The sequence below is a fragment of the Streptomyces olindensis genome, from assembly GCF_040645895.1.
GTDB classification, from domain to species: Bacteria; Actinomycetota; Actinomycetes; order Streptomycetales; family Streptomycetaceae; genus Streptomyces; species Streptomyces olindensis.
In genome coordinates this window covers 1-10,802 of record NZ_JBEYZD010000127.1, presented here as the reverse complement: position 1 = coordinate 10,802, position 10,802 = coordinate 1, and the positions used below count along the sequence as shown (strand labels likewise).

Annotated in this window: 13 protein-coding genes; 6 read left to right on the top strand and 7 right to left on the bottom strand. The window is 73.0% G+C overall.

Features of this window, described 5'->3' with window-relative positions:
• Window positions 1–121: 121 nt before the first annotated feature.
• From ABZ948_RS39670 to ABZ948_RS39660, 3 genes are all read right to left on the bottom strand, one after another.
• A complete protein-coding gene (locus tag ABZ948_RS39670; RefSeq protein ID WP_359767991.1) occupies window positions 122–385 on the bottom strand; it encodes a DUF5133 domain-containing protein in 264 nt (87 codons plus the stop codon).
• Between the two features lie 27 nt (window positions 386–412).
• Window positions 413–1,279, bottom strand: coding sequence for an RNA polymerase sigma factor SigF (locus ABZ948_RS39665; protein WP_359767990.1), 867 nt, complete (start codon window positions 1,277–1,279; stop codon window positions 413–415).
• Window positions 1,280–1,478: 199 nt separating this feature from the next.
• Window positions 1,479–1,913 carry an ATP-binding protein gene (locus tag ABZ948_RS39660; protein ID WP_359767989.1) on the bottom strand — a complete coding sequence of 145 codons (435 nt, stop codon included), beginning with the start codon at window positions 1,911–1,913 and terminating at the stop codon, window positions 1,479–1,481.
• A 269-nt stretch (window positions 1,914–2,182) separates the two neighbouring features.
• Between ABZ948_RS39660 and ABZ948_RS39655 the strand changes: the two genes are divergently transcribed.
• The 3 genes from ABZ948_RS39655 (at window position 2,183) to ABZ948_RS39645 (ending at window position 4,703) form a co-directional block, all read left to right on the top strand.
• Complete coding sequence (locus tag ABZ948_RS39655) at window positions 2,183–2,404, top strand: hypothetical protein (RefSeq protein ID WP_359767988.1); 222 nt, start codon at window positions 2,183–2,185, stop codon at window positions 2,402–2,404.
• Between the two features lie 96 nt (window positions 2,405–2,500).
• The gene (locus ABZ948_RS39650) at window positions 2,501–3,979 is read left to right on the top strand and encodes an aminotransferase class I/II-fold pyridoxal phosphate-dependent enzyme (protein WP_359767987.1); all 1,479 of its coding nucleotides are present in this window, start codon (window positions 2,501–2,503) and stop codon (window positions 3,977–3,979) included.
• A gap of 268 nt (window positions 3,980–4,247) precedes the next feature.
• The gene (locus ABZ948_RS39645) at window positions 4,248–4,703 is read left to right on the top strand and encodes a cyclic nucleotide-binding domain-containing protein (RefSeq protein WP_359767986.1); all 456 of its coding nucleotides are present in this window, start codon (window positions 4,248–4,250) and stop codon (window positions 4,701–4,703) included.
• A 4-nt stretch (window positions 4,704–4,707) separates the two neighbouring features.
• Here the strand turns inward: ABZ948_RS39645 and ABZ948_RS39640 are convergent, their stop codons facing one another.
• Both ABZ948_RS39640 and ABZ948_RS39635 read right to left on the bottom strand, forming a co-directional pair.
• Complete coding sequence (locus tag ABZ948_RS39640) at window positions 4,708–6,000, bottom strand: MFS transporter (RefSeq protein WP_359767985.1); 1,293 nt, start codon at window positions 5,998–6,000, stop codon at window positions 4,708–4,710.
• Window positions 6,001–6,083: 83 nt separating this feature from the next.
• Window positions 6,084–6,701, bottom strand: coding sequence for a LysE/ArgO family amino acid transporter (locus ABZ948_RS39635; RefSeq protein WP_359767984.1), 618 nt, complete (start codon window positions 6,699–6,701; stop codon window positions 6,084–6,086).
• Between the two features lie 69 nt (window positions 6,702–6,770).
• Here ABZ948_RS39635 and ABZ948_RS39630 point away from each other — a divergent pair, with 69 nt between their 5' ends.
• Complete coding sequence (locus ABZ948_RS39630; RefSeq protein ID WP_359767992.1) at window positions 6,771–7,670, top strand: LysR family transcriptional regulator ArgP; 900 nt, start codon at window positions 6,771–6,773, stop codon at window positions 7,668–7,670.
• Here ABZ948_RS39630 and ABZ948_RS39625 read toward each other — a convergent pair.
• The gene (locus tag ABZ948_RS39625) at window positions 7,659–8,378 is read right to left on the bottom strand and encodes a TetR/AcrR family transcriptional regulator (RefSeq protein ID WP_359767983.1); all 720 of its coding nucleotides are present in this window, start codon (window positions 8,376–8,378) and stop codon (window positions 7,659–7,661) included. The two genes, ABZ948_RS39630 and ABZ948_RS39625, sit on opposite strands and share 12 nt — an antisense overlap.
• Window positions 8,379–8,482: 104 nt before the next feature.
• On the opposite strand from ABZ948_RS39625, the gene ABZ948_RS39620 reads away from it, so the two are divergent.
• Window positions 8,483–9,700, top strand: a complete 1,218-nt coding sequence (locus ABZ948_RS39620; protein ID WP_359767982.1) for a saccharopine dehydrogenase family protein — start codon at window positions 8,483–8,485, stop codon at window positions 9,698–9,700.
• Window positions 9,701–9,803: 103 nt separating this feature from the next.
• Window positions 9,804–10,055: a WhiB family transcriptional regulator gene (locus tag ABZ948_RS39615; protein WP_359767981.1), complete on the top strand. Its 252-nt coding sequence runs from the start codon at window positions 9,804–9,806 to the stop codon at window positions 10,053–10,055.
• Window positions 10,056–10,100: 45 nt separating this feature from the next.
• On the opposite strand, the gene ABZ948_RS39610 is transcribed toward ABZ948_RS39615, so the two are convergent.
• Window positions 10,101–10,544 (bottom strand): DUF6098 family protein, encoded by a 444-nt coding sequence (locus ABZ948_RS39610; RefSeq protein WP_359767980.1) that lies wholly within the window; start codon window positions 10,542–10,544, stop codon window positions 10,101–10,103.
• Window positions 10,545–10,802 lie beyond the last annotated feature (258 nt).

Genomic DNA, 10,802 nt, shown 5'->3' with positions numbered 1-10,802 from the left:
TTCTCTAGTGCCGTCATGGGGGGCCGTCTTCCACCGCGCGCCGGGGCTCGCCGGCCCCCGCCGCCGCCCCGGGCCCTGGTTCGCCTCGCGCCTTCCCCGTCGCGCCGGGGACACACTCCGGTCAGGCGTTCTCCGTGACCGGGACGTGCGGTGCGCCGGCCAGGACAGCGGTCTCGCCGGCCGGTGCGGGTGCGGCCGCGAGCCACTGGTGCGCTGCCTCCAGGGCGCGCCTGACGTCCCGGGTGCCGGTGGACACGCACAGCGTGTACGCCAGGTCGCGCGCCCGCGGGTTCGGCTCGGCCGGTCCGCGCGCGGCCTCGGCGGCCGTCAGCGCCTCGTACTCGTCGACCAGGCGGCGCAGCACGGCTGGATGGGGCCTCAGCATGTCGTTCGCTCCTCGTGGTTCGGGTGGTCAGGCCGTCGTGGAGGTGCCGCCGGTGCCCCGGTTGCCCGTCCGCTGCTGCCCCAGGACCTCGTCGCGCACGCGGGCGCAGCTGCGGCTGATGAGGCGGGAGACGTGCATCTGGGAGATACCGAGGCGGTCGGCGATGCGGCTCTGGGTCATGTCCTCGAAGAACCGCATGTAGAGGATGGCCCGCTCGCGTTCCGGCAGGCGGCGCAGGCCCTCCTTGGCGGACTCGCGGTCGACGACGACGTCGTAGGACGAGTCCGCCGCGCCGAGGGTGTCCGCGAGGCTGTAGCCGTCGTCGTCGGCCGAGAGCTCGGCGTCCAGCGACAGGGTGCTGAAGCTGTCCAGGGCCTCCAGTCCGGCGCCGACCTCTTCCTCGGTCAGGCCGGTGTGGGCGGCGATGTCCGCCACGGAGGGCTCGGGGCTGCCCGGGTTCTGGGTGAGTTCACGGCGTGCCACCCGCACCTTGTTGCGCAGTTCCTGCACCCGGCGGGGGACTCGCAGGGCCCACATGCGGTCCCGGAAGTGCCGCTTGACCTCGCCGGTGATGGTGGGCACGGCGTAGCTCTCGAAGGCACCCCGGCTCGGGTCGAACCGGTCGATGGCCTTGACGAGTCCCAGGGCGGCCACCTGACGGAGGTCCTCGATGGACTCCCCGCGGTCGCGGAAGCGGCCGGCGATGCGGTGGGCCATGGGGAGCCACAGCGTGACGAGCTCGTCGCGGACGGCTTCCCGCTCGGGCCCCTCCTCCAGCTCCGCCATCCGGGCGAAGAGCGCCGCGGTGTCGGGGGCGTCGTCGTGACGCCGCCGCGGGGCGGTGGTCGGCGTTTCGGGCGTGCCGGGACGGTTGGTGGGCGTTTCGATGAGCATGCGGATTCGCTCCTGAACGGTCGTTTCAGGGACTTACCGCGGGAGGGTCACGCCCGGATCGCCTCGACGGCCTCCGGGGCAGTCATACCGCTCCCGCTGGCGCGCCTCCGGTCCGAAGCACGAAACTGCGTCTGCCCTGCCACCGGTGGAACAAACTCCGCTTTGCTGTGCAATCTGCCGGGAGGCGTGGCACGGCTGCTCAGGACAGGGGTACGACGGCGGTGATGCACTTGCCGCCGGCGGGCAGGTCCGACACGCGGACGTCGCGGGAGAGCCGGCAGACGATGGGCCAGCCGTGGCCGCCGTGCCGCAGCCGTCCGTGCGGATCGGTACGGGGTGGTGTCACGGGCAGTTCGTCACTGCGGTCGCTCACCGAGACGCGCACGCCGGGGCCGTCGATGTCCACCTGGAAGTCGGTGACGCCGCCGCCGTGCAGGATCGCGTTGGTGGTCAGCTCCGAGGCGACGAGCAGCGCGTCGGACAGGGCGTCCGCGTCGCACGGCGTGTGGGTGGCGCGGCAGCGTTCGGCCACGGCGCGCTCCACGGCCCGGCGCGCCTCGGCGGGTTTGCGCGGCCGGGCGCGGTTCGCGCCGGGCGGCTCGAATACGGATTCGATCATGTGCTCCTCGCACATCCTGCAGCTCCCTGGTCAGTGAAGACGGAAGCCGGATCCCGAGCGCGTTCCGCGGCCGCCCGCACGGGCACGCCTGGGCCCGCGGACCCGCTGCTTCCTCAACCTGCCGCGGCGTTCGGGGCGCGCACCGCGCGAGCGCCGCGGGTCTCCCCTTTCGGCTGACCTCTCCCCGCACCTGCAAACCTCCGGCGGGCGCCGAAGCCGTGAAAACACCTCGAACGGCCGTGAGTCGGTGCCATCTCCGCGCGGCGGCGGGGTACGCGGAGCGCATGATGGATGTGGTGGATTCCGATGAACTGCTGCGGCGCATCCAGCGCGCGAGGGCCTGCGCGGTGCGCGAGGAGCGGGCATGGCGGAGCAGGAGCGAGGAGCTGGGGGCGACCGATCCGCAGGGCGCCCGGGACGCGACGGTGCGGCGGATGTCCTACGAGGCGGTGCTGACCGTGCTGGACGAGATCCTCACCCCGGGCAAACACACCGCCGAGGGTTGACCGGGCACGACCATGCACGGACCGCGCCCCGGGCACGACCACGCCGGGGCGTGGTCCGGGCTGATTGCGGGGGCCGGTGCCGGGAACCCGGTGCGCATGACAGTCGACCACACCCGAGCACCGGTTCTGGAAGCCCTGGAGGCGTACCGCCGCAAGGGGCATCTGTCGTTCACGCCGCCGGGGCACAAGCAGGCCCGCGGCGCCGACCCGGAGGTCCGCGAGGTCCTCGGTGACGCGGTGTTCCTGGGGGACGTGCTGGCCTCGGGCGGTCTGGACGACCGGCTCACCCGGGGCCGGGTGCTGCAGCGGGCGCAGGAGCTGATGGCCGACGCGGTGCACGCGGAGCACACGTTCTTCAGCACGTGCGGCAGTTCCCTGTCGGTGAAGGCGGCGATGCTGTCGGTGGCGGGGCCGCACGAGAAGCTGCTGATCGGGCGTGACGCGCACAAGTCGGTGGTGGCGGGGCTGATCATCTCCGGCATCGAGCCGGTCTGGGTCGAGCCCCGCTGGGACGCCGAGCGGCATCTGGCCCATCCGCCGTCCGCCGCGGACTTCGACCGGGCCTTCGAGGCCCATCCGGACGCGCGGGGCGCGCTGATCACGAGCCCGACGCCGTACGGCGGCTGCGCGGATCTGCGGGCGGTGGCCGAGGTGTGCCACCGGCGCTCGCGCCCGCTGATCGTGGACGAGGCCTGGGGCGCGCACCTGCCGTTCCATCCCGATCTGCCGTCCTGGGCGATGGACGCGGGCGCGGACATCTGTGTGACCAGCATCCACAAGATGGGCAGCGGCCTGGAGCAGGGCTCCGTCTTCCATCTCCAGGGCGACCTGGTCCCGCCGGCGCTGCTGGGGATGCGGGCGGACCTGCTGGGCACCACCAGTCCGTCGTCGCTGATCTTCGCGGGCCTGGACGGCTGGCGGCGGCAGATGGCGCTGCACGGCAAGGAGCTGATGGGCGGGGCGCTGGACCTCGCGGCCGAGGTCCGGGCCGCCATCGAGGGGATCGACGGGCTGCACGTCAACGGACGGGACGACTTCTGCGGACCGTCCCTGGCCGACGACCTGGACCCGCTGCCCGGGGTCATCGACCTCACCGGGCTGGACATCACGGGCTTCCAGGCGGCGGACTGGCTGCGCGAGCACCGGCACATCGACGCGCATCTGGTGGACCACCGCCGCATCGGCGCGCAGATCACCCATGGCGACGACCGGGAGACGACCGGGGAGCTGCTGGAGGCGCTGCGGGACCTGGCGCGTGTCGCGCGGGACCTGCCCCGGGCGCCGCGGGTGGCGGTGCCGTCGCCGGCGGAGCTGCGGATGGAGCAGGCGGTGCTGCCCCGGGACGCGTTCTTCGGCCCCGCCGAGGACGTGCCGGTGGGACGGGCGGCGGGACGCGTCGCGGCGGAGATGATCACGCCGTATCCCCCGGGCATCCCGGCCGTGCTTCCCGGCGAGCGCCTCACCGAGCCGGTGCTGGCGTATCTGCGCACGGGGCTGGAGGCGGGCATGCACCTCCCCGACCCGACGGACCCGGAGTTGGAGACGGTCCGGGTGGTCGCGGAGGAGACGCCGTGACACCGAAGTGAAACAGGTCACGCAACCGGTTTCCGTCTCTCGTGGCCCGGTGGGGATGGTTTACGGTTCATTCATACGTGGTGACGGAGTCGACCGCCATCCTCCGTACACCACCGCTTACGGCCCTGGCTGGCTTCCCCCGTCCAGCCAGGGCTTTTTCATGCCTCGAGAAAGTCGTGCACGCCGAGGTGCCCGGGGGCCCGCCAGCCGCTGAAATGGGCGTAGGGAAAGCACCGGTAGTCGACCGCCCGGCGAAAGGCTCCGCGTCATGACCAAAGCGATCAAACTCCTGACCGCCCTGCCTCCGCCCCAGCGCCAGCGCCTGATGACGCTCAGCCGGGAGGTGTCCTTCGCCGAGGACGCCCGGATCTTCGAGGCGGGCGGCACGGCCGACCGTTTCTGGGTCATCCGCTCCGGCGCCGTCTCCCTGGACCAGCAGGTCAACTCGCTGCAACGGGTGACCGTGGCCAACCTGGGCGCCGGCGACCTGCTCGGCTGGTCCTGGCTGTTCCCGCCCTACACCTGGGACTTCGGCGCGGTGGCGTTCAGTCCGGTCCGGGCCTACGAGTTCGACGCGGGGGCGGTGCTGGGGCTGTGCGAGGAGGATCCGCAGCTGGGGCTGCTGCTGGTGCGCAACGTCGCCGAGGTGCTCGCGCACCGGCTGGAGATGACCCGGGGCAAGCTGATGGAGCAGTACACGCTGCACCGGCGCGGGGCGCTGTGAGGTCTCAGACGCGGTAGCGGCGCAGCGCCGGTACGGCGGCGGCCAGGGCCAGCATCACGAGGACGACCAGCAGTCCGCCGCCGGCGACGGCGGTGCGGGGGCCGAAGGCGGAGCCCGCGGTGCCGTGCAGCACGTCGGCGAGGCGCGGGCCGCCCGCCACGACGACGGTGAAGACGCCCTGCATGCGCCCGCGCATCTCGTCGGTCGCGGCGGACAGCAGGATCGCCCCGCGGAAGACCATCGAGACCATGTCGGCCACGCCGGCGACGACGAGGAACGCCACCGCGACCCACAGGCTGCCGCTCAGTCCGAAGCCGGTGATGGCCACGCCCCAGACGACGACCGCCCCGATGACCATCCAGCCGTGCCGCCGGGCCCGGGAGAAGGTGCCGGAGAACAGCCCGCCGAGCACCGCGCCGATGGGGATGGCCGCGAACAGCAGGCCCAGCGCGAGCCCTTCGCCGTACGGGGCGTAGGTCTGGGCGGCGAGCTGCGGGAACAGGGCGCGGGGCATGCCGAGGACCATGGCGACGATGTCGGCGAGGAACGACAGCAGCAGCACGGTGTGCCCGGAGATGTAGCGGAAACCGGCCGCGATCTCCTTCACGCCCGCGCGGCGGAGCGCCGTGCCGGCCAGGGGCGGCAGGGAGGGCAGCCGGTACACCGCCCACACCGTGACGCACAGCGCCAGGGCGTCGATGAGGTACAGCTCGGGCAGACCGACGACGGGGATGAGGGCGCCGGCGAGCAGGGGGCCGGCCACCTGGCCGGTCTGCATGACGGTCGAGCCGAGGGCGTTGGCCGCGGGCAGTTCGTGCTCGGGGACCAGCCGGGCGATGGAGGCGTTGCGGGCCGGTGCGTTCAGGCCCCAGAAGGCCTGCTGCAGCGCGAGCAGGACCATGAGCGCGGCCACCGACTCCAGACCGGCGAAGGCCTGGAGCCAGAACAGCAGCGAGGTGACGGCGATGCCGCTGTTGGTGATCAGCAGCAGCTTGCGGCGGTCCATGGTGTCGGCGATGGCACCGCCCCACAGCGCGAACACGATCAGGGGCACCAGGCCCGCCATGCTCGCCGCGCCCACCCACGCCGAGGAGCCGGTGATGTCGTAGATCTGCTTGGGCACGGCGACGGCGGTGAGCTGGCTGCCGACCGCCGTGACGATCGTGGAGACCCACAGCCTGCGGTAGGCGGGGCGGCGCAGCGGGCGGGTGTCCATGGCCCAGCGGCGCCAGCCGCGCCGCCGGGGCGGCTCCGCCTCGGGATCCCGCTGTCCGGTCGTGCTCTCGCTCGTGTCCACGCGCCGCCATTCTCTCGATGCTCGCTACACCTTTCAGGCGGGAATCACTATCGCACCAACCGCCCCTCGCCGGGCGACCGTTTTCAGCTTCCGGCGATCAGCAGGGCCCCGAGCACGATCATGGTGGCGGCGACCAGACCGTCCAGGAGACGCCAGGCGGCGGGCTTGGCGAGGAACCGGCCGAGCATCCGCGCGCCGAAGCCCAGGGCGGTGAACCAGCACAGGCTCGCCAGGACGGCGCCGAGGCCGAACGTCCAGCGCAGCGGGCCGTGGTCGGCGGCGACGGATCCGAGCAGGAACACGGTGTCGAGGTAGACGTGCGGGTTGAGCCAGGTCATCGCCAGGCAGGTCAGCACGGCCCGGCGCACCGATCCGGCCGCCTCCCCCTCCGTGCGCAGCGCGCCGCCGTCCGGCCGGAACACCCGGCGGGCGGCCAGCGCGCCGTAGCCGAGCAGGAACGCGCCGCCGATCCACCCGACCGCCGTCAGGGCGCCCGGCCAGGTCACCACCACCGCTCCGACCCCGCCGACCCCGAGGGCGATGAGCAGGGCGTCGGACAGGGCGCAGATGCCGACGACGGCGAGGACGGCCTGCCGGCGGATCCCCTGGCGCAGGACGAAGGCGTTCTGGGCGCCGATGGCGACGATGAGGGACAGGCCGGTGCCGAAGCCCGCGGCCCCGGCGGTGAAGGTGCTGGTCATGGCGTCGACGCTACGGAGGAAGCCGTAACGCGTACAGCTAAAGATTCTTACGTATCATTAGCGCACGTGATGATGACGGATCTGCCGCTGGATCAGGTGCGGACCCTGCTCGCGGTCGTGGACGAGGGGACGTTCGACGCGGCGGCGGCCGCGCTGCACGTGACGCCGTCGGCGGTCAGCCAGCGCGTGAAGGCCCTGGAGCAGCGCACCGGACGGGTCCTGCTGCTGCGGACCAAGCCGGTGCGGCCGACGGAGTCCGGCGAGGTGCTGGTGCGGCTCGCCCGCCAGGTGGCGCGGCTGGAGCACGACGCGTACGCGGAACTCGGGCTGAGCGGCACCGGGGAGCCGACGCGGGTGTCGGTGGCGGTGAACGCGGACTCGCTGGCCACCTGGTTCCTGCCCGTGCTCAGCCGTGTGCCGGAGGACTCACGGCTCTGCTTCGAGCTGCGCCGGGAGGACGAGGACCACACGGCGGCGCTGCTGCGGGAGGGGGTGGTGATGGCGGCGGTGACCTCGTCACCGGATCCGGTGCCGGGCTGTTCGGTGCGGGCCCTCGGACGGATGCGCTACCTCCCGGTGGCCGCGCCGGACTTCGCCGCGCGCCGGCTCGGCGGCGCTCTGGAGGAGGTGCTGCCCGGTGCGCCCGTGGTGGCCTTCGACCGGCGGGACGACTTCCAGGACGACTTCGTCCGCCGGCTCACCCGGGGGCGGAGCAACGCGAGCGCGCTGCGGCACTACGTGCCGACCTCGGAGGGCTTCGCCGAGGCCGTCGCGGCCGGACTGGGCTGGGGTCTGGTGCCCGAGGCGCAGGCCGAGCCCCTGCTGCGCGGCGGCCGGCTCGTCCCGTTCGCCGGGGGCCGGGCGACCGACGTCCCGCTGTACTGGCAGCAGTGGAAGCTCGACTCGCCCGCGCTCCAGCAGGTGGCCCGGGCGGTGACGGCGACCGCCGCCCAGGCGCTACGGCCCTGACGCCGCGGGACTGTCGTCCAGCCGGGCCGCCGCGCTGTCCAGCAACATCTCCAGGGCTGTCGGATAGGCGCTGGTGAGCATGCGGGTGGCGAGCAGCGGTGCCGCCTCGGCGATGCGGGGGTGGGTGGCGGCCGGCAGGCGGGCGTAGGTCGAGCGCCACATCTCCTCGTCGGCCCGGAGCGAGGCGCTCGGCAGGGCCAGCGAGGCGGCGTCGAGGGCGGCGAAGGCCAGGGTCGTGTCGATGAAGGCCTGGTAGACCCGCACCGCCTCCGGCAGCGGGAAGCCCGCGGTGCGCAGGACGTCCAGGACCGCCTCGTCGGCGGCGAGTTCGTTGGCCCGGCCCGAGACCCGGCTCGCGGTGAGCACCGCCGCCTGCGGGTGCTCCACGTACGCGGCGTGGACCCGCAGCCCGAAGGCGCGCAGGTCCGCCCGCCACTCCCCCGTGCGCCGCCAGCCGTCGAGGGCCTGGCCGATGAGGGCGTCGCCGATGGCGAGCGTCAGGTCGTCCATGCCCCGGAAGTACCGGTACAGCGTGCTCGGGTCGGCGTCCAGGGCCAGGCCGAGCCGGCGGGCGGTCAGTCCGGCGCTGCCGTGCTCGCGCAGCATGCGCAGCGCGGTCTCGACGATCAGCCGCTCGGACAGCACGGTGCCGCTCCGGGTGGGCCTGCGCCGGCGGCGTTTCTCCTCGGGCACCACGGGCTTGGGCACGACGGCTCCCTCCTTATGCCAACGCCATTGACCTTATGTCGGAGGGCGGCGTTGTATCTCCCCCAAGGGCGCGCCACGTTCTTCGCAAAGAGGGAGTTTCTGTCATGCGTGTACTGCTCGTGGGCGCCGGGGGCGTGGGCGGCGCGATCACCCGGATCGCGGCGCGGCGGCCGTTCTTCGAGGCGATGGTGGTGGCCGACCACGACCCGGCACGGGCCGGGGCGGCGGTCGCGGCGCTGGGCGGCGACGCCCGTTTCACAGCGGAGGAGGTCGACGCGGGCGACGAGGCGGCCGTGGCCCGGCTGCTCGCGCGGCACCGCTGCGACGTCCTCCTCAACGCCACCGACCCCCGCTTCGTGATGCCGCTGTTCCGCGCGGCCCGTGCCGCGGGAGTCACCTACCTGGACATGGCGATGTCGCTGTCCCGCCCGCATGCCGAGCGGCCGTACGAGCAGTGCGGGGTCAAGCTCGGCGACGAGCAGTTCGCGCAGGCGGCGCAGTGGGAGCGGGAGGGCGTCCTGGCCCTCGTCGGCATGGGCGTGGAGCCGGGCCTGTCGGACGTGTTCGCGCGCCACGCCGCCGACGAACTCTTCGACGAGATCGAGGAGATCGGCGTCCGCGACGGCGCGAACCTGACCGTCGACGGCTACGGCTTCGCCCCCTCCTTCAGCATCTGGACCACCATCGAGGAGTGTCTCAACCCGCCGGTCGTCTACGAGGCCGGCCGGGGCTGGTTCACCACCGAGCCCTTCAGCGAGCCCGAGGTGTTCGACTTCCCCGAGGGCATCGGCCCCGTCGAGTGCGTGAACGTGGAGCACGAGGAGGTGCTGCTCGTGCCGCGCTGGGTCGACGCCCGCCGCGTCACCTTCAAGTACGGCCTGGGCCGGGAGTTCGTCGAGACGCTGAAGACGCTGCACCTGCTGGGCCTGGACCGCACGGACCCGGTCACCGTGCCGGGGCCGGACGGGCCGGTGGACGTCTCGCCCCGGGACGTGGTCGCCGCGTGCCTGCCCGACCCGGCGACCCTGGGCGAACGGATGCGGGGCAAGACCTGCGCCGGCACGTGGGTGCGGGGTGTGAAGGACGGGCGGCCGCGCGAGGTGTACCTGTACCACGTGGTCGACAACGAGTGGTCCATGGCCGAGTACGGCTCCCAGGCCGTGGTCTGGCAGACCGCCGTCAACCCCGTGGTCGCGCTCGAACTCCTCGCTTCGGGCGCCTGGTCGGGGGCGGGCGTGCTCGGCCCGGAGGCGTTCCCGGCCCGCCCGTTCCTGGACCTGCTGACGGCGTACGGCTCCCCCTGGGGCATGCGCGAGCAGTGAGCGGTTGTCCGGGAAGGCGCTGTTTCACCGGGCATCGACAGGTGACCCGAAAAGGAGTAAGCATCCGAAAGAGCACGTTTCTACTGCGATGCAGGTGACTTCGATGGACAACTGGCGAGACCACGCTGCCTGCCGGCACGAGGACCCCGAGCTCTTCTTTCCGATCGGCACCTCCGGCCCGGCCCTGCTGCAGACGGAACAGGCCAAGGCCGTGTGCCGGCGCTGCCCCGTCCAGGAGGAGTGCCTGCAGTGGGCGCTGGACACGGGGCAGTCCATCGGCGTGTGGGGCGGCACCAGCGAGACGGAACGGCGTGCGCTGAAGCGTCGCGCGGCCGCCCGCCGCCGCTCCGGCTGACGCCGGTTCCCGGGGCGGCCGCTCGGCCCGCCGAGCCCCTGGGGGTCAGCTGCGGCGCAGCGTCCCCCAGGGGTTCTCCTGTCGGCCCACCTCCGCCTTCGCCTCGTCGATCACCTGTGGGTCGAGCCGGCACATCGGCCGGACGTCGGTGACCAGCGGTTCGTTGTCGGGACCGCGTGCGGTCTCCTTGCCCGCGAGCACCCAGGGGTGGACACCGGGCCCCTTCTCGTGCGGCAGGTGGGCGTAGTCGTGCAGGCGGCGCGCCACCCACACGCGGACGGGCCGGTCCTCCCACCACTCCTCGACGTCGAGCGGGTTGGCGGACAGGCCCGGCATGGACAGGCCCGTCAGGTCGTCGGTGCTGGACACGTCGCGGAGATCGGTCCCCGGGCCGCGCGACCAGCGGACGTAGAGGCCCTGGTGCCGTTCGACCAGCTCGGTGAGTTCGGCGAGTGTGCGCACGACCGGCAGGTCGTCCGATCCACTCATGTCGTGACCTCCTCCCTCGACGCCGTCAGGCGGACGGAGTACCCGCCCGGCGCGAGCGGAATCGGCCGTTCGGCACGGCGCGCCGCCGGCCCCGGCCGGGGTTGGGCCTGTCGTTTGGATCACGGCGCAGAAAATCGGCAGCACTTCATCAGCGCCGGTGAGCGGGGTCTGGTGCGTGCAGCTGCAAGGCGGAGGAGGGAGTCGACGCGGAGCGTCGGCGAGTGACGACAACGCGGCAGATGTGCGCACCAGACCCCG